General features: G+C 70.8%; 18 protein-coding genes. 8 read left to right on the top strand and 10 right to left on the bottom strand.

Translation table 11 applies throughout. The features are described from left to right. Positions 1-92: 92 nt before the first annotated feature. On the bottom strand, positions 93-953 hold the full coding sequence (locus OHA64_RS37695) for an NAD(P)H-binding protein (RefSeq protein ID WP_405621031.1): 861 nt from the start codon (positions 951-953) through the stop codon (positions 93-95). 87 nt (positions 954-1,040) lie between these two features. Between OHA64_RS37695 and OHA64_RS37690 the strand changes: the two genes are divergently transcribed. Next, complete coding sequence (locus OHA64_RS37690) at positions 1,041-1,844, top strand: helix-turn-helix domain-containing protein (RefSeq protein ID WP_405621029.1); 804 nt, start codon at positions 1,041-1,043, stop codon at positions 1,842-1,844. A gap of 159 nt (positions 1,845-2,003) precedes the next feature. On the opposite strand, the gene OHA64_RS37685 is transcribed toward OHA64_RS37690, so the two are convergent. From OHA64_RS37685 to OHA64_RS37660, 6 genes are all read right to left on the bottom strand, one after another. Further along, a complete protein-coding gene (locus OHA64_RS37685) occupies positions 2,004-3,380 on the bottom strand; it encodes an 8-oxoguanine deaminase (protein ID WP_405621027.1) in 1,377 nt (458 codons plus the stop codon). A gap of 77 nt (positions 3,381-3,457) precedes the next feature. Next, positions 3,458-4,387 carry a factor-independent urate hydroxylase gene (gene pucL / locus OHA64_RS37680; protein WP_405621025.1) on the bottom strand — a complete coding sequence of 310 codons (930 nt, stop codon included), beginning with the start codon at positions 4,385-4,387 and terminating at the stop codon, positions 3,458-3,460. A 4-nt stretch (positions 4,388-4,391) separates the two neighbouring features. Continuing rightward, positions 4,392-4,808, bottom strand: coding sequence for a hydroxyisourate hydrolase (gene uraH / locus OHA64_RS37675; RefSeq protein WP_405621023.1), 417 nt, complete (start codon positions 4,806-4,808; stop codon positions 4,392-4,394). Positions 4,809-4,882: 74 nt separating this feature from the next. Then, a complete protein-coding gene (gene uraD / locus OHA64_RS37670) occupies positions 4,883-5,392 on the bottom strand; it encodes a 2-oxo-4-hydroxy-4-carboxy-5-ureidoimidazoline decarboxylase (RefSeq protein WP_405621021.1) in 510 nt (169 codons plus the stop codon). A 134-nt stretch (positions 5,393-5,526) separates the two neighbouring features. Beyond that, on the bottom strand, positions 5,527-5,895 hold the full coding sequence (locus tag OHA64_RS37665; protein ID WP_405621019.1) for a helix-turn-helix domain-containing protein: 369 nt from the start codon (positions 5,893-5,895) through the stop codon (positions 5,527-5,529). Then, entirely contained in the window at positions 5,892-6,143 is a 252-nt protein-coding gene (locus tag OHA64_RS37660; RefSeq protein ID WP_405621017.1) for a hypothetical protein, read from the bottom strand. Before OHA64_RS37660 ends, OHA64_RS37665 begins: the two co-directional genes overlap by 4 nt. Positions 6,144-6,277: 134 nt before the next feature. Between OHA64_RS37660 and OHA64_RS37655 the strand changes: the two genes are divergently transcribed. The 4 genes from OHA64_RS37655 (at position 6,278) to OHA64_RS37640 (ending at position 9,212) form a co-directional block, all read left to right on the top strand. Continuing rightward, a complete protein-coding gene (locus OHA64_RS37655; RefSeq protein WP_405621015.1) occupies positions 6,278-7,135 on the top strand; it encodes a TIM barrel protein in 858 nt (285 codons plus the stop codon). Positions 7,136-7,179: 44 nt separating this feature from the next. After that, the gene (locus OHA64_RS37650) at positions 7,180-8,073 is read left to right on the top strand and encodes a 2-hydroxy-3-oxopropionate reductase (protein WP_405621013.1); all 894 of its coding nucleotides are present in this window, start codon (positions 7,180-7,182) and stop codon (positions 8,071-8,073) included. A gap of 167 nt (positions 8,074-8,240) precedes the next feature. Then, positions 8,241-8,483, top strand: coding sequence for a hypothetical protein (locus OHA64_RS37645; RefSeq protein ID WP_405621011.1), 243 nt, complete (start codon positions 8,241-8,243; stop codon positions 8,481-8,483). 156 nt (positions 8,484-8,639) lie between these two features. Beyond that, positions 8,640-9,212 (top strand): TIGR04222 domain-containing membrane protein, encoded by a 573-nt coding sequence (locus OHA64_RS37640; RefSeq protein ID WP_405621009.1) that lies wholly within the window; start codon positions 8,640-8,642, stop codon positions 9,210-9,212. 68 nt (positions 9,213-9,280) lie between these two features. Here OHA64_RS37640 and gcl read toward each other — a convergent pair whose 3' ends face one another. Continuing rightward, entirely contained in the window at positions 9,281-11,065 is a 1,785-nt protein-coding gene (gene gcl, locus OHA64_RS37635) for a glyoxylate carboligase (RefSeq protein ID WP_405621007.1), read from the bottom strand. A 165-nt stretch (positions 11,066-11,230) separates the two neighbouring features. On the opposite strand from gcl, the gene OHA64_RS37630 reads away from it, so the two are divergent. Beyond that, a complete protein-coding gene (locus OHA64_RS37630) occupies positions 11,231-11,920 on the top strand; it encodes a hypothetical protein (protein WP_405621005.1) in 690 nt (229 codons plus the stop codon). Positions 11,921-11,970: 50 nt separating this feature from the next. Next, complete coding sequence (locus OHA64_RS37625; RefSeq protein WP_405621003.1) at positions 11,971-12,474, top strand: GNAT family N-acetyltransferase; 504 nt, start codon at positions 11,971-11,973, stop codon at positions 12,472-12,474. On the opposite strand, the gene OHA64_RS37620 is transcribed toward OHA64_RS37625, so the two are convergent. Both OHA64_RS37620 and OHA64_RS37615 read right to left on the bottom strand, forming a co-directional pair. Beyond that, on the bottom strand, positions 12,471-14,105 hold the full coding sequence (locus tag OHA64_RS37620) for an AMP-binding protein (RefSeq protein ID WP_405624273.1): 1,635 nt from the start codon (positions 14,103-14,105) through the stop codon (positions 12,471-12,473). The genes OHA64_RS37625 and OHA64_RS37620 overlap by 4 nt on opposite strands. Before the next feature lie 68 nt (positions 14,106-14,173). Then, a complete protein-coding gene (locus OHA64_RS37615; protein ID WP_405621001.1) occupies positions 14,174-15,844 on the bottom strand; it encodes an AMP-binding protein in 1,671 nt (556 codons plus the stop codon). Positions 15,845-15,958: 114 nt separating this feature from the next. Between OHA64_RS37615 and OHA64_RS37610 the strand changes: the two genes are divergently transcribed. Continuing rightward, positions 15,959-16,795, top strand: a complete 837-nt coding sequence (locus OHA64_RS37610) for a response regulator transcription factor (protein ID WP_405620999.1) — start codon at positions 15,959-15,961, stop codon at positions 16,793-16,795. Positions 16,796-16,944 lie beyond the last annotated feature (149 nt).

Below are 16,944 nucleotides of genomic sequence, written 5' to 3'. Positions count from 1 at the left end.
CCCTGTTCCTCCGCAACCCCTCATGCCCTTTGTGCCCCGCAGTGTCCCGATCGGCCGCCCCCTCAGATCGCTCGGCTGCGGCTCGCAACCGGTCACCCCGCCCCGAACACCCCCTTGTGGTCCTCGGCCCACTCCCGGTAGGTACGCGCCGTGCGCCCCAGCACCTCGGGCACATCCCCGGTGACGACGGCGTTCCCGCCCCGGCGGACGTAGGCGGTGCCCGCCAGGACACCGTCCGCGGCCTTCTCGTCGAGGCCCCAACCGAGCACGTACTGCCGGACCTCCGACGCCGAGAGGTCGCGCGCGGTGACGCGGCGGCCGAGGATGTCCGCGAGTACGGCGGCCTGGCCGGGCACGCCGATCGTCTCCGGTCCGGTCAGCGTGTACGTCCGTCCCTCGTGCCCGGGGTCGACCAGGGCCCGGGTCGCCACTTCGGAGACATCCCGCGGGTCGACCACGCCCTGCAGCCCGTCTCCGGTCAGGTTCGGCACCGGCTCGCCCGCCTTGATGGGGTCCGCCCAGCTCAGTGTGTTGGACGCGAACGCGGAGGGCCGCAGGATCGTCCACCGCGCGCCGCTGTCCCGGACGGCGCGTTCGCCGTCGAGGTGCCAGGAGCCGGACGGACCCAGCTCGGGATCACCGGTGCCGATGGCGGAGAGCTTCACCAGGCGGGACACGCCGGCCGCCCGCGCCGCCGCCACCAGCGCCTGGTCGTGCCACGTCCCCGGGGCGGGTACGCCCACCAGGAACGCGGCCGTCACCCCGGACATCGCCACCTCCAGGGAGCCCGGGTCCCGGTAGTCCCCGCGCAGCACCTCCACGCCCGGCGGCACCACAGCCTTCGCCGGGTCGCGGGTCAGGGCGCGCACCTTCTCGCCACGCGCCGCGAGTTGTCGTACGACTTCACTGCCGATGGTGCCCGTGGCACCCGTCACAAGAATCATGCTGACCACGGTGGCGGGCGGCCGGCGCCGGACTCTAGGAGATTCCGGCACGGTTGGGGCGCCCGCGCGGGCAGCCGGCGCGCTTACCGTGGTCGGGTGACGACCGCCCTGACCGAACGCCTCCTGCCTGTCCCCGACGCCCTGCGGCCATGGATCGCCGACATCGCGGCGACGGCCGTGGCGGGCCCGCTGCCCGAGTCGTTCACCCATGTGCCGGACACCGCGACCAAGTTGGTCGTCCGGGTCGAGGACACGGGACGGCGCGACACCCTGGTGATCGGTCCGCGCACCCGTGCCTCCTACCACGCGGACGCGGACAAGCGGGTGGTGTCCTGCGTCCAGGTGCGGCTGGGCCCGGGCACCGTGCGCCCCCTGCTCGGCGCACCGGCGGTCGAACTCGTCGGTCACGTCGTGCCGTTGGGTGCCCTGCCGACGAGGACGGCCCGGCGACTCGCGCGCGAGCTGGTCGACCTGGGGCCGGAGGAGATGACCGCGCGTCTGGCGGAGGCACTGCTCGACCGGCTCGCCCCGGTCGCCGACGGCACACGCACCCGGCTGCTGCGGGCCGCCGTCGACGCCCTGTCGACCCGGCCGGGCCGCGCCCCCGCCACCGTGCGCGACGTGGCCCGCCAACTCGCCGTCAGCGAGCGTCAGTTACGCAACCTCTTCGCCGAGGGCGTCGGCCTGTCGCCGAAGCACTACGCCCGCATCAGCCGCGTACGCCATCTGCTCACGCACGCGACCGACGCTCCCTGGGCGGAGCTGGCCGCCGCCACCGGCTACTACGACCAGTCACACATGACGTCCGACTTCCGCACCGTGATGGGTGTGCCGCCCGGGTCGTTCTTCACCGGCCGACTGCCGGCCCCCCGGCCCTGCCAGGCGGTCACGCGGGTGTGACGCCCGCGATCCCCTCGCCCGCCTCCGCCGGACGGGTCATGTCCTACCTGGTCCAGGCCGGCCCGGACCCAGTGGCCATGGCCCCAGCTCGGGTCCACGGCCACCGGCCGGGAGCCGTCCCTCCCGACCGGAGACCACCTGCCGTACGTGGGTACGGGGTCAGCTTCCGGCGATCTCCGCCAACCGTCGCGCCTCGGCGCGCGTGGAGCGGGCGATCGCGTCCTCGTCTGCGGTGAGCAGCCGGTTGCCCTCGACGATCTGGCGGCCGTTCACGAAGGACGCGGTGACCGGGGCCGCCGCGCCGAAGACCAGCGCGGTCACCGGGTCGGCGATCGAGGCGTGGGCGAGGGTGTCGAGCTTCCAGAGCACCAGGTCGGCGAGCTTGCCGGGCTCCAGGGACCCGATCTCTCTTGCACGGCCCAGGACTTGGGCGCCACCGTAGGTGCCCAGGCGCAGTGCCTGACGGGCGTTCAGGGCGGCTTCTCGGTGGGCGCCCAGGCGGTTGATCAGGAGCGCGTTGCGCAACTCGGTGTGGAGTTCGCCGGACTCGTTCGACGCGGTGCCGTCCACCCCCAGGCCGACCGGAATCCCGGCGGCGAGCATGTCGGGGACGCGGGCGATTCCGGCGGCCAGGCGGGCGTTGGACGAGGGGCAGTGGGCGACGCCGGTCCTCGTCCGGGCGAAGGCGTCGATGTCGGAGTCGTTCATGTGGACGCAGTGCGCCATCCACACGTCCTCGCCGAGCCAGCCGGTGGATTCGAAGTAGTCGGTGGGGCCCATGCCGAACAGTTCCTTGCAGAACTGCTCCTCCTCCACGGTCTCCGAGCCGTGGGTGTGCAGCCGCACGCCGAGGCGTCGGGCCAACTCGGCGCCCTGCCTCATCAGTTCGGTGGACACGGAGAATGGCGAGCAGGGCGCGACGGCGACCTGGGTCATCGCGTCGAAGGAGGCGTCATGGTGCTGCCCGACGGTTTCCTCGGTGGCGGCGAGGGCACCGTCCAGGGTCTCCACGGCGAAGTCGGGCGGCAGCCCGCCGTCCTTCTCACTGCGGTCCATGGAACCGCGGGCGAGAGTGAAACGGACACCCATCTCACGGGCGACGCCGATGATCGCGCCGGACAGGTCGCCGGAGCCCCGCGGGAAGACGTAGTGGTGGTCCATGGCGGTGGTGACACCGCCGCGGGCCATCATCGCGAGCGAACCCTGGGCGGCCGCGCGGACCATCTGCTCGTCGATGCGCGCCCAGGTCGGGTACAGCGCGACGAGCCAGTCGAACAGGTTGTGGTCGGTGGCCAGCCCCCGGGTGATCCACTGGTAGTAGTGGTGGTGGGTGTTGACCAGGCCGGGGGTCACGAGGTGGCCGTCGGCATCGATCCTGCGTTCGACGTTCGCCAGGCCCTCCGGCGCCCTGCCCGCGCCGACCGCCTCGATGCGGTTACCGGCGACGACGACATGCCCGCTCTCGTACTCGGTGTCGTGGGCGTCGACGGTCGCGATCGAACAGTTCTCGATGACGAGGCGCCGGTCTGCTGCCATGATGCGTCCTTTTCGCTCGTGGACTCGGGGAAGGGCACGGCATGACCCTGAAGTCCGCGGTTGGTTCACAAGTCGGCTCAGAGGTTGGTGAGGTCCACCGGGATCTTCGCCTCGCAGCCGTCCCGCAGGACGGTGGCCTCGATCAGGCCGTAGGGACGGTCGGCGGCGACGTACACCGCACCGTCTCCGGTCGCGTTCTTGAGCCCGAACGGCTCCAGGTCCACGAGGAAGTGGTGCTTGTTCGGCAGCGAGAACCGGACCTCGTCGATCTCGCCGCGGTGGTCGATGATGCGCGCGCCCATGGCGTACAGGCTTTGCTGGAGCGACAGGGAGTACGTCTCCGCGAAGGCTCGCAGAAGGTGCCCCTTGACCTGTGCGTACGACTCGTCCCAGGCCGGCATCCGCTGCGCGTCCTCGGTCCAGTTGAAGCGCCAGCGGCTTGAGACCTCGGTGGCCAGGATGCGGTCGCGGGCCTCGGGAAGAGTGGTGTACTTGTCCTTGACGTAACCCCAGAACTCGGAGTCGGTCGAGTTCATGACGGTCAGATCCTTGAGACCGGAGACGACCTCCCACGACGAACCGTCGTACGTGATCTGAGCGAGACGGGTCTCCTGGCCTTTGCGGACGAACGAGTGCTCGCCCGGCCCAGGGTGCTCTATCCGTTCCCAGGCGTACTCCTCGATGCGGATGCGGGCTCGGTGGATCGGCTCCTGGCTCGTCACGAAGTGGCGGGCGAGGTGGATGCCGAACTGTTCGGCCGACTCGATGCCGTACTCCTTGGCGAACGCGTACACCGTGTTCTTGGTGGTGTCGGTCGGCAGGACGTTGGCGTTGGAGCCGGAGTAGTGGACCTCGTCCATGTCGCCGCTCAGCGACACCGAGACGTTCAGGTCCTTGATGTGGTGGGTGGAGCCGTCCCGCGTGATCTTGACGACTCGGTTCTCGGCCTTGCCGTACTGGTTCTGTCCCAGGATCACAGGGCGGGAAGGGCGGGAAGTGTCTGTCATTTAGCTAGCTCCCTCGGTATACGGAGTAGCCGAACGGGTTGAGCAGCAGCGGTACGTGGTAGTGCTCGCCGGGCCTCACCGCGAAGGTGATGGCCACCTCGGGGAAGAACACGGCACCGCTGTCCCGATTCGCGGGGGCGTCCTGCTGCGCATCGGCTTGCTTCTTCTCGAAGTACGGCTCCACGGCGAAGTCGAGCCGTACGTGTGTGGTGCCCTCCGGCAGCGCCGGCAGGTCCCTGCACCGCCCGTCCGCGTCCGTCGCGGAGCCGCCGAGCGCCTGCCAGTGCGCGTCGCGCCCGGAGCGGGCGGCGAGCTGGACGGCGACGCCCACGGCGGGGCGGCCGACGCTGGTGTCGAGGATGTGGGTCGACACCGAGGCGGTGGTGCTCGTGCTGGTGCTGGTGCTGGTGCTGGTGCTCATGGTCAGGCGTCCTCATCAGTCGTCGACTTCAGTCTTCGTCGACTCAGGTCTCGTCGACTTCAGGTCCGTCGACTTCAGTCTTCGTCGACCAGTCGGGCCAGGCGGATACGGTTGATCTTGCCCAGCTCGGTGCGGACGATCTCCCGCTCCTGCTCCGGCGAGTTCCCGATCCGCTCCTTGACCGCGTCCCGCATCTGCTCGCCGGTCCGTCCGGTGGCGCAGATCAGGAAGACATGGCCGAACCTGTCCTGGTAGGCCAGGTTCAGTTCGAGCATCTCCGCCCTGAGTTCCTCGGAGGCGCCGACCATGCCACGCTGTTCGCGCGTCGACGTGGGATCGCCCGGCTCGGGTCGGCCGATTGGCGGGTGCCCGGCCATCGCCTCCGCGAGGTCGTCGGAGGTCAGCTCGGCCATCGCCGCGTCACTGGCGGCGTAGAGACTGCCGGTGTCGGCGTACGGGCGGGCGGCTAGCAGTCGCTTCACCCAGGCCGCGGACGCGCACGCCTCATGGAGTGCGGCGAAGGCCGCGTGCTCGCCCAGGGCGTTGAACCGGGCCAGGCCCGGGGGCGTGGGAGTCGACGTCACGGGAGCCTCCGTGGCCACGAAGGGCCTTCGTGCTGAACGGACTGGGGCCAGCTAACGCCCCTCCGCGACACCACGTCAACACTTTGTTGAAAATTCGGGGTAACGAAACCCTCGGGCTTCACTCAGCCCTTCACTCAGCCCTCTTTGTCGCGATTCAGGTAGTTGTAGACCGTGAAGCGGCTCACCCCGAGCGCGCCCGCGACGGTTTCCACGCCGTGCCGTACGGAGAAGGCGCCACGCACCTCGAGCATGCGGACGACCTCCTGCTTGGCCTTGCGGTCCAGGTCCGCCAGGGGCTTGCCCTTCTTGCGCTCCAGGGCGGCCAGGATGTGGTCGAGGGAGTCCGCGAGCTGCGGCAGCCGCACGGCAACGACCTCCGCCCCCTCCCAGGAGAGCACCACGTCGTCGGGGCCCGCCTCGTCGGGCGCGAGTATCTCGCCGCCCATGGCGTCCACCAGCGGCTTGACGGCCCCGATGAAGGACTCGCCTCCGGCGCCGGTCACTCCGCACCCTCTCCGATCACGTTGAGCTGGAGCGAGATACGGGTGGCGCCGGATTCCAGGGTCCTGCGCAGCAGGGCGTCCACGGCGGTGAGCACGGCGTCGGCGCCCCCCTCGGCCGTGTTGCCGAACGGGCCGACGTCCACCGCGTCCAGCCCGGCCGTCTCGACGACCTGGCGGGCCACCACCGCATGCGCGGGCGCCTCATCGAGGTCGAAGGGCTCCGTCGTGAACTCCACTCGCAATCGCACGCGCTCAACCTAACGCGCGGTAGCGCTTTCCGCCCGAGCCCTCTTGACAAGCTCTTACGCAGAGCGGCAATCTTCCATTGAGCAGAAACTAACTTTCGTAATACGGAATTACTCAGGAGGGGAGCGCCGAGCCGATGCCAGGCTTCGAATCGAGCACAGCCGCAGCGCAGCGCTTCAACGTCAACCTGTCGATCCTCTTCACGGAACTCCCGCTCCTGGAGCGTCCCGCGGCCGCCGCGGCGGCCGGCTTCACCGCGGTCGAGCTGTGGTGGCCCTGGGGCGACTCCCCCGTCCCCGAGCGGTCCGAGCTGGACGCCCTGAAGAGGGCGATCGAGGACGCGGGCGTGCGGCTCACGGGCCTGAACTTCTACGCCGGGCAGCTGCCCGGGCCGGACCGGGGCGCCCTGTCGATCCCCGGGGCGGAGTCGGAGCGGTTCCGGGCCAACATCGACGTGGCCGCCGAGTTCGCCCAGTCGCTGGGCTGCGAGGCGCTCAACGCCCTGTACGGCAACCGCGTCGACGGCGTGGACCCGGACCAGCAGGACGCGCTCGCGCTGGAGAACCTGGTGCTCGCGGCCCGGGCGGCGAGCGCCATCGGCGCGATCCTGCTGATCGAGGCCCTCAACAAACCCGAGTCGCCGCTGTACCCGCTGGTGAGCGCACCCGCGGCCGTGGAGATCGTCGACAAGGTCAACGAGGCTACGGGGCTCGGCAACGCGCGCTTCCTGATGGACCTGTACCACCTGTCGATGAACGGCGAGGACCTGCCGTCGGTGATCGAGCGGTACGCGGCGAAGACCGGCCATGTGCAGATCGCCGACAACCCCGGGCGCGGAGCGCCGGGCACCGGCTCACTCCCCCTCGAAGACCTCCTCGGCCGCCTCGGGAAGGCCGGTTACCCGGGCCGGGTCGGCCTGGAGTACAAGCCGGGTGACCGACCGAGCGCGGCGGCGTTCGACTGGCTGCCCGCCGAGGCCCGAGCCGCCCGCTGAGCACCACGCCACAGACATTGCGAAGCAGGCAGAGAGGTCTCCACATGACCGCGAACCTTCCCAAGATCGCCTGGATAGGCCTCGGCATCATGGGCTCCCCCATGTCCGAGAACCTGATCAAGGCGGGTTACGACGTCACCGGCTTCACCCTGGAACAGGACAAGCTCGACCGACTGGCCGCCGCCGGCGGCACCCCGGCCGGCTCCATCGCCGACGCCGTGCGCGACGCCGACGTGGTGATCACGATGGTGCCCGCCTCCCCGCAGGTCGAGGCCATCGCGTACGGACCCGACGGCATCCTGGAGCACGCGCGCTCCGGCGCGCTGCTGATCGACATGTCGTCGATCACCCCGCAGACCTCCGTCGACCTGGCGAAAGCGGCACGGGCGAAGGGCATCCGCGTCCTGGACGCCCCCGTGTCCGGCGGTGAGGCCGGTGCGATCGAGGCCGTGCTGTCCATCATGGTCGGCGGCGAGCAGGCCGACTTCGACGCGGCCGAGCCGATCTTCGAGGCGCTCGGCAGGACCGTCGTGTTGTGCGGTCCGCACGGCTCGGGCCAGACCGTGAAGGCCGCCAACCAGCTGATCGTCGCCGTCAACATCCAGGCGTGCGCCGAGGCCGTGGTGTTCCTGGAGAAGTCGGGCGTGGACCTGAAGGCGGCCCTGGACGTCCTGAACGGCGGGCTGGCCGGTTCCATGGTTCTGACGCGCAAGAAGGACAACTTCCTGAACCGCGACTTCACGCCGGGCTTCCGTATCGACCTGCACCACAAGGACATGGGCATCGTCACCGACGCCGCCCGCACCGTCGGCGCGGCCCTGCCCGTCGGCGCCGTGGTCGCCCAGCTGGTCGCGAGCCTGCGGACGCAGGGCGACGGCGGCCTCGACCACTCGGCGCTCCTGCGGGCCGTGGAGCGCCTGTCCGGCGCCCGCATCTGACCCCGCCCTCCCGAACTCCGGGCGGCATCGGCGCTGACATCTGTCCTGTCGCGCCCAGGCGTCGACGCCGCCCGGAATCCACCGCGGCACACAGTTGATCGGCGGCTCCCGGGTGCGTCCCGGTACGTCGGGGTGCGGGAACGCCCCTTCCGCAGGAGTCTGAAGGCATGGCACCAGCGCACCCGGCACAGCACCCGCACATCGTGGTCCACGCCCCGGCCCTGGACGGCTCCCGGCGGGTCACCGCGGACGCCGAGAACCTCGGCGTCGCCTCGCACCTGGACGACGTCGTCGAACTCCTGCGGCTCGCCGATCTGGACCAGGTCGAGGTCGAGGAGAGCGACATCGTCGAGTGGCAGGGCGGCGGCCCCGACGAGTGGCCGGGACTGTCCGAGCACCACGAGCGCTGAGCGCGGGTACGGCAGCGGTCGTACGCCGACTACGGAACCCTCAAATCAACCTCTGAACCCGCGCCCGGAGGCTTCAACTGCCCCCGGGCGCGGGCACATTCTGGTGGCACGGGGCCCGCCGGCACGGGGGCGGCGGACCCCGTGCCAGGGGGAGCCATGGACAGCGGTACGACGGTCCGGCTGAAGCCGTATGAGGTCGCGCTGCTGCGGGGCGGTCCCCGCGCCGCCGTCACGGTCGCCGTGCTGGCCCTGCATCTGCTGGGGGCCGCCGATGCCGGCCGACCGGGCACGGTACGGGTCTCGGGGGAGCCCGGGGGCGCGGGGCAGGCCCTGCCCCCGCTGTACGAGGCGGTACTCACGGCCCTTCAACAGCCCGCCGGAGTAGCCGAGTTGGTCGACCGGACGAGCGTACGTCGGGCACTGGACGACCTCCGCGCCGGCCTCCTGTCCGCAGGCCTGCTGCGTACCCTTCCGCCGCGCCGGACCCGCGCGGCCCGGCGCGCGCTCGACGCCCTGTACGCCGACCACCCGCTCCCCACCGGCCGACGTGGCCTGTCCGCGGACGGCATCCTGATGGCGGTGGCCCTGCACGGCGATCCCGCCCTGACCGTCCTCGCGGCACGCTTCGCCCTGCGGGCCGGCCTGACCGCCCGCGCGGAGGTGGCGGACAAGGGGCTTCTGAAGCACTCCGAGCGTTCGCCGTACTCCTGCGGCGGCGTCTCGGACTGAGGGCACACCGCAGGGGCGGCCCTCCCCCGGTGGGCCGCCCTCGTGAGGTGACTGTCGGCTGTCGGCTGTCAGACCTTCAGCGGCCTGATCGAGGTCGGGGCATGCGCCGGCTCGGTCGCGAGCTCCTCGGACTCGACGACCTCGCTGATGTCGTTCGTCCTCGACATCGCGATGTCGGTGACCCGCTCCAGGATGACCTCGACCACCACCGGGACCTGGTACTCGGCGGCGAGTTTCTTCGCCTGCTCGAAGGCCGCGCCCAGCTCGTTCGGGTCGGTCACCCGGATCGCCTTGCAGCCGAGGCCCTCGGCGACCTTGACGTGGTCGACGCCGTAGACGCCCAGCTCGGGCGAGTTGGTGTTCTCGAACTCCAGGTTGACCTGGAAGTCGATGTCGAACGCCAGCTGCGCCTGGCGGATCAGGCCCAGGTAGGCGTTGTTCACCAGGACATGGACGTACGGGATCCGGTGCTGCGCCCCGACCGCCAGCTCCTCGATCATGAACTGGAAGTCGTAGTCGCCGGAGAGGGCGACGACGGACGCCTCCGGGTCCGCCTTGGCCACGCCCAGCGCGGCCGGGACGGTCCAGCCGAGCGGGCCCGCCTGGCCGCAGTTGATCCAGTGCCGCGGCCGGTGGACGTTCAGCAGCTGGGCGCCGGCGATCTGCGAGAGGCCGATCGCGGAGACGTACCGGGTCTGAGGGCCGAAGGCCTTGTTCATCTCCTCGTAGACGCGCTGCGGCTTGATCGGGATGTCGTCGAAGTGCGTACGGCGCTGGAGTGTGGCCTTCTTCCGCTGCGCGGCGGCTGCCCAGCCGGAGCGGTCGGGCAGCCTGCCCGCGTCCCTCGACTCCCTCGCCACTGCCACGAACAGCTCCAGGGCGGCCTTGGCGTCGGAGGTGATGCCGTAGTCCGGGGCGAAGATCCTGCCGATCTGGGTGGGCTCGATGTCGACGTGGACGAACGTCCGTCCGGCCGTGTAGACGTCCAGCCTGCCGGTGTGGCGGTTGGCCCAGCGGTTGCCGATACCGAGGACGAAGTCGGACTCCAGGAAGGTCGCGTTGCCGTAGCGGTGCGAGGTCTGCAGGCCCACCATGCCGGCGTTGAGTTCGTGGTCGTCGGGCAGGACGCCCCAGCCCATCAGGGTCGGGACGACCGGGATGCCGGTCAACTCGGCGAACTCGACGAGGAGTTCGGCCGCGTCTGCGTTGATGACCCCGCCGCCGGCCACGATCAGCGGCCGCTCGGACGCGTTCAGCATCCCGATCGCCTTCTCGATCTGGGCGCGGGTCGCGGCGGGCTTGTAGGCCGGCAGCGGCGCGTAGGTCCCCGGGTCGAACTCGATCTCGGTGAGCTGGACGTCGATCGGCAGGTCGACGAGGACCGGACCGGGGCGGCCGGAGCGCATGAGGTGGAAGGCCTGCTGGAAGACGCCGGGGACCTGTGCGGCCTCCAGGACGGTGATCGCCATCTTGGTCACCGGCCTGGCGATCGAGGCGATGTCGACGGCCTGGAAGTCCTCCTTGTGGATCACCGCGGTCGGGGCCTGCCCCGTGATGCACAGGATCGGGATGGAGTCGCCGGTCGCCGAGTACAGGCCGGTGATCATGTCGGTGCCGGCGGGGCCCGAGGTCCCGATGCAGACGCCGATGTTGCCCGGGTGGGTGCGCGTGTAGCCCTCGGCCATGTGCGAGGCGCCTTCGACGTGGCGGGCGAGGGTGTGGTGGATGCCTCCGGAGGCCTTGAGAGCCGCGTAGAAGGGGTTGATCGCCGCACCCGGGACACCGAAAGCGTCGGTGACGCCCTCACGCTTGAGAATCTCAACTGCCGCGCGGGCAGCGGTCATTCGAGCCATCAGTACTCCTGCTTCGGCTGCCGGATCCGCACTCCCGTCGCGCCCCGCGGAGAGCACTTCCGTATGATGGAAATAAAATTCTACGATCTGGAATTAATGTAAGTGGGTGGGTGAAGGCAGTCAAGAGACGGACAAGCGGGGGCTTCCTGGAGGACGATGTGGGCCATGTCCGAGAGCGTTCCGGTGCGCTGCCCGGCCTGTCGGCGCGAGCATCTCTACGCGGCACCGTCGTATCCGTGCCCGTGCGGCGCGCCCGTCAGCCCCCGCCTCGACCGGCGCGGGACGGCCACCGCCGTCACCCACCGCGCCTGGGAGGAGGAGTGGATCACCGTGCGCTGCGCATCCTGCGGGCGCAGCGACCAGTGGCCGTGTCCGGAGCTGGGCTGTCCGTGCGGGACGGTGCTGCGGGTCACGGTGACCGGGGCGCCCGCCGAGGCGCCCCCGGACTCGCCCCCCGAAGCCACTCCGGCACCGCGGCGGCCCTTCCAGTCCGTGACGATCCGTTCCGCCCGGGACGCGGTCACGGCGACCGCCCTCTATCTGCGCCGGCTCGGCTACCGGGACATCCGCCGCGCCGACCAGCGGCCGCCCTCCGGTATCGGCATCGCCGCGCGCGGCCTGCTGGTCCAGGTCGACCCGGCCGTGCGGCCGGCCTCCGTGCGGGACGTGGAATGCCTGTGGCTGACGGCCATGACGGAGTCCTCGCATGGCGTCTACTTCTCCCTCGCCGGGTACACGGACGACGCCCGTGCACGCGCCGACGGTCTGGGCGTCCCCCTGTTCGTGCTGGACCCCACCGGGATTCCGCAGCCGGTCAACAGTCCCGCCGACGAGCTCGACACCACGGGGACCTGAGCCCTGACATATCGCTCGCGCGGCGCCTCGACGTACCCGAGACTCGACGGATGCGCATCCGTTCCGCCACCGCCGGAGAGCTCCCCCCGCTCCAGGACATCGAGCGCGCCGCCGGCGCCCCCTTCCGCGAACTGGGCATGGCGGAGATCGCGAACGACGAACCGCCCGCCCCGGAGGTGCTGGAGCGGTACCGGAGGGCGGGACACCTGTGGGTGGCCGCCGACGAAGCGGACCGTCCCGTCGCCTATCTGATGGGCGAACCGGTGGACGGTGCCTTCCATGTGGAGCAGGTGTCGGTGCACCCCGGTGCCGCCCGCCGGGGTGTGGGCCGGACCCTTCTCGCACACGTCGCCGACCGCGCACGCGAGGAAGGTCTGACCGGTCTCACCCTCACCACCTTCACGACGGTGCCGTGGAACGCGCCCTACTACAGGCGCCTCGGCTTCCGCGTCCTGGACGAGGACCAACTCACCCCTGGACTACGGGAGATCCGCACCCACGAGGCGAGCATCGGCCTCGACCGGTGGCCGAGGGTCTGCATGCGCCGCGACTAGCCGGCGTGCCCCCCGCCGCCGTACGTCTCCCCGGCCCACTTCTCCCGCAACTCCACCTTCCGCACCTTCCCGGACACCGTCATGGGGAAGGAGTCGAGGATCTGGAGCCGACTGGGAATCTTGTAGTGCGCCAACTTCCCCTCGCAGAAGGCCCGCAGCTCCTCCAGGGTGAGGGGGCCGGCCGGATCGCGCGGGATGACGCAGGCGAGGACCTCCTCGCCGTAGCGTTCGTGCGGTACGCCGACGACCTGGACGTCCGCGATCCTCGGATGGGCGTAGAGGAACTCCTCGATCTCGCGCGGGTAGATGTTCTCGCCGCCCCGGATGATCATGTCCTTGATCCGGCCGACGATCTCGACGTACCCGTCCTCGCGCATCATCGCGAGGTCACCGGTGTGCATCCAGCCGCCCGGGTCGACGGCCTCGGCGGTCTTCTCTGGCTCGTTCCAGTAGCCGAGCATCACGCTGTAGCCGCGGGTGCACAACTCCCCGGCGGTGCCGCGTGGTTGGGTGACTCCGGCCGGGTCGACGACCTTGACCTCGACGTGCGGCAGGACGCGGCCGACCGTGGCCGTGCGGTGCTCCAGGTCGTCGTCCCGCCGCGTCTGCAGGGACACCGGGGACGTCTCCGTCATGCCGTAGCAGATGGAGACCTCCGCCATGTGCATCTCGGCGACCACCCGTTTCATCACCTCCACCGGACAGGGCGAGCCGGCCATGATGCCGGTGCGCAGCGAGGAGAGGTCGTACGTGGCGAAGTCGGGGAGGTTCAACTCCGCGATGAACATGGTGGGGACGCCGTACAGGGAGGTGCAGCTCTCCTGCTGGACCGCGCGCAGGGTGGCCGCGGGGTCGAAGGAGGGGGCGGGGATGACCATGCAGGCGCCGTGCGAGGTCGCGGCCAGGTTGCCCATCACCATGCCGAAGCAGTGGTAGAACGGCACCGGGACGCAGATCCGGTCCTGTTCGGAGTAGCCGACCAACTCGCCGACGAAATAACCGTTGTTGAGGATGTTGTGGTGGGAGAGGGTGGCGCCCTTGGGGAAGCCGGTGGTGCCCGAGGTGTACTGGATGTTGATCGGGTCGTCGCAGGACAGGCCCTCGTACTGGGCCTCGGGGGTCGCGCGGCCGATCAGCGCCTCCCAGCTGGGGTCGCCGAAGTACGCCACCTCCCGCAACTGCGGGCATCTGCCCCGGACTTGGTCGACCATCGCCCGGTAGTCGCTGCTCTTGTGGCTGAGGGAGGCGAAGAGCAGGGAAATGCCGGCCTGCTGGAGGACGTACTCGACCTCGTGGGTGCGGTAGGCCGGGTTGATGTTCACCATGATCGCGCCGATGCGGGCGGTGGCGTACTGGACGAGCACCCACTCGGGGCAGTTGACCGCCCAGATTCCCACCCGGTCGCCCTTGACGACCCCGCTCGCCAGCAGCGCGGACGCCAACCGGTCGACGTCCGCGGCGAACCGGGCGTACGTCCAGCGCCGCCCGGACGGCACGTCGACCAGGGCCTCGCGCTCCGGCCAGGCCGCGACCGCCCGGTCCAGGTTGGCGCCGATGGTGTCACCGAGCAGCGCGGTGTCACCGGTCCCGTGGGTGTACGACCGTCCGTCGGGCTTGTGGGGGTACGACACTCCGCCGGCCGCGCCCTCGTGCGGCGGTCCGCTCGTTCCCTGCGAGCGCGAGTGCGTTTCGTTTCCGCTCACCGGAAGTCCTCCTCGCGGTACTCGGCGTCCGAACCCGCGGCCGTGGCCTCGCGCAGTTCGATGCGGCGGATCTTGCCGGAGACGGTCTTGGGCAGGGGCGCGAACTCCAGGCGGCGCACACGCTTGTAGGGCGCCAACGCCTGTCGGGAGTGCTCGAACAGCACTTTCGCGGTGTCGGGGCCGGGCTCCCAGCCCTCCGCCAGCACCACGTAGGCCTTCGGGACGGCGAGCCGCAGCTCGTCCGGCGCGGGCACGACGGCCGCCTCCGCCACCGCCTCGTGCTCGAGGAGCACGCTCTCCAGCTCGAAGGGGCTGATCTTGTAGTCGGATGCCTTGAAGACGTCGTCGGCGCGGCCCACGTAGGTGATGTAGCCCTCGGCGTCCCGCGCGCCGATGTCCCCGGTGCGGTAGAAGCCGCCGGCCATCGCCTCCGTCGTGAGGTCGGCGTCGCCGTGGTAGCCGGTCATCAGGCCGACCGGCCGCGCGGACAGGTCGAGCGCGATCTCGCCCTCCGTCGCGCCGGGGGCTCCCGAGACCGGGTCGAGGATCTCGACGCGATAGCCGGGGCTGGGCCGGCCCATGGAGCCGGTCTTGAGGGGCTGGCCGGGGCTGTTGGAGACCTGGACCGCCGTCTCCGTCTGCCCGAAGCCGTCCCGGACGGTCACGTCCCAGGTCCGGCGGACCCGCTCGATGACCTCGGGGTTGAGGGGCTCGCCGGCCGCGACGATCTCGCGGGGTGGGGTGCGCAGCTGGGTCAGGTCGGCCTGGATGAGCATGCGCCACACGGTCGGCGGGGCGCAGAACGTGGTCACGCCGGCGCGGTCCATCTCCGCCATCAGCCGGGCCGGGTCGAAGCGTGTGTAGTTGTGGATGAACACGGTCGCCTCCGCGTTCCACGGCGCGAACAGGTTCGACCAGGCGTGCTTGGCCCAGCCGGGCGAGGAGATGTTCAGGTGCACGTCGCCGGGCTTCAGGCCGATCCAGTACATGGTCGCCAGGTGCCCGATCGGGTACGAGGTGTGGGTGTGCTCGACGAGCTTGGGGCGGGCCGTCGTACCGGAGGTGAAGTAGAGCATCAGGGGGTCGTCGGCGAGGGTCGGCCCGTCGGGCAGGAACTCGGCGGAGGAGGCGTAGGCGTCCTCGTACGGCTGCCAGCCCTCCGGCACGCCGCCGACGGCGGTGCGCGTGTAGTCGCCGGGCACGTCGTCGAACTTGCCGGCGTCCTCGGCCCGTACGAGGACGTGCCGCACGTTCCCGCGCTCGACCCGGTCGCACAGGTCGGCGGGGCCGAGCAGCGGGGTCGCCGGGATGACGACGGCCCGCAGCTTCATGGCGGCGAGCGCCGTCTCCCACAGCTCGACCTGGTTGCCCAGCATGACCAGGATCCGGTCCTCGGCACCGACCCCGCGCTCACGCAGCAGGTTCGCGACCTGGTTGGACCGCTCGGACAGTTCGGCGAAGGAGAGGCGGATCTCGGAGCCGTCCTCCTCGACGATGTGCAGCGCGGTCCGGTCGTTTCCGTCCGCGATCTCGTCGAACCAGTCGAGCGCCCAGTTGAAGTGCCGGGGGCGGGGCCAGGCGAAGCCCTCGTACGCCGTGGCGTAGTCCTCGCGGTGTTCCAGCAGGAAGTCCCGCGCGCTGCGGAACAGCTCCGTGGCCGATGTCATCTGTCCTCCTGGGTGCCGGACCATTGCCGGGCGGCTCTCTGCCATCGTGTAATCCGTGGTGCAGGTCTCACTACCCCCGAACGGGGGTGTGTGCCGCAGCGAAGGGGCGAGCAGGTGACAGCAGAGGCGTCGCAGTCGGCGGAGATCCGTGGTGCGCTGGTGCGGCTGCGGCGTACGACCGGCCTCCCGGTGGCCTTCGGCGGCCTGGTGGAGTCCGGCCGCCGCCAGATGCGCATCAGCGAACTGAACGGCACGGCCACCCCCGCCCTCAGCGCGCTCGCGGTGACCTCGGGCAACGGTCTGGGCGGCCGGGCGGTGGCACTGGGCCGTCCGTGCGCGGTGACGGACTACTCCTGCTCGGAGCAGATCAGCCACGAGTACGACACCGCCGTCGCCGCCGAGGGCCTGCGCTCGGTGCTGGCGGTGCCCGTCGTGGTACGACGCCGGGTGCGCGGTGTGCTCTACGGTGCCCTGCGCGACGCCCGGCCGCTCGGTGACCGTACGCTCGGCGCGGCCGTGGACGCCGCGCGGGACGTGGAGCAGGCGCTGGTCGTCGCGGACGAGGCGCGGGACCTGGTGATCGCGGCGCGCGCCGAACCGGCCCCGGCCGCTCGGGAGGGGGCCGCCTGGGAGCGGGTCCGGGATGCGCACGCGGCGCTGCGGGCCCTTGCCCCGCGGATCACGGACCCCGCGTTGCGGACGGAGCTGCTGGACGCCTGTGGGCTGCTGATCGCGGGGACCCGACCGGCCGAAGGGGCGGGGCCCGCACCTCGTGAGGTGGATGTGCTGGCGTGCGTCGCGGCCGGGGCGACGAACGCCATGGCCGCCGAACGGCTGGGGGTGACCGCCGAGACGGTCAAGGCGTATCTCCGCTCGGCCATGCGGAAGCTCGGGGCGCGGACCCGCGGCGAGGCGGTCGTCGCCGCACGTCGGGCCGGGTGGTTGCCGTAGGCGGGCGGGAGACGGCGCCCCGGATTCGTCGGCGGGTTGTTCATGTGTGACAGCTCCGCATTTCTCTCAGCCATCACGTTGTTATTTCCCTCACCACCGCGTTTCGGCCGAATTCCATTGTCCGTTGCCTAACATTGGCCCGGACACGA

Source organism: Streptomyces sp. NBC_00076 (assembly GCF_045041235.1).
In the GTDB taxonomy this organism is placed as follows: domain Bacteria; phylum Actinomycetota; class Actinomycetes; order Streptomycetales; family Streptomycetaceae; genus Streptomyces.
Note: the sequence above shows the minus strand (reverse complement) of the source record. Positions and strands in the feature narration are given on the sequence as shown.

Coding starts and splice junctions, on each gene's coding strand:
- OHA64_RS37685 (WP_405621027.1), bottom strand. CDS start 3,380: ATGGCAGCAGACCGGCGCCTCGTCATCGAGAACTGTTCGATCGCGACC.
- pucL (WP_405621025.1), bottom strand. CDS start 4,387: ATGACAGACACTTCCCGCCCTTCCCGCCCTGTGATCCTGGGACAGAAC.
- uraH (WP_405621023.1), bottom strand. CDS start 4,808: ATGAGCACCAGCACCAGCACCAGCACCAGCACGAGCACCACCGCCTCG.
- OHA64_RS37655 (WP_405621015.1), top strand. CDS start 6,278: ATGCCAGGCTTCGAATCGAGCACAGCCGCAGCGCAGCGCTTCAACGTC.
- OHA64_RS37650 (WP_405621013.1), top strand. CDS start 7,180: ATGACCGCGAACCTTCCCAAGATCGCCTGGATAGGCCTCGGCATCATG.
- OHA64_RS37645 (WP_405621011.1), top strand. CDS start 8,241: ATGGCACCAGCGCACCCGGCACAGCACCCGCACATCGTGGTCCACGCC.
- OHA64_RS37640 (WP_405621009.1), top strand. CDS start 8,640: ATGGACAGCGGTACGACGGTCCGGCTGAAGCCGTATGAGGTCGCGCTG.
- gcl (WP_405621007.1), bottom strand. CDS start 11,065: ATGGCTCGAATGACCGCTGCCCGCGCGGCAGTTGAGATTCTCAAGCGT.
- OHA64_RS37630 (WP_405621005.1), top strand. CDS start 11,231: ATGTCCGAGAGCGTTCCGGTGCGCTGCCCGGCCTGTCGGCGCGAGCAT.
- OHA64_RS37625 (WP_405621003.1), top strand. CDS start 11,971: ATGCGCATCCGTTCCGCCACCGCCGGAGAGCTCCCCCCGCTCCAGGAC.
- OHA64_RS37615 (WP_405621001.1), bottom strand. CDS start 15,844: ATGACATCGGCCACGGAGCTGTTCCGCAGCGCGCGGGACTTCCTGCTG.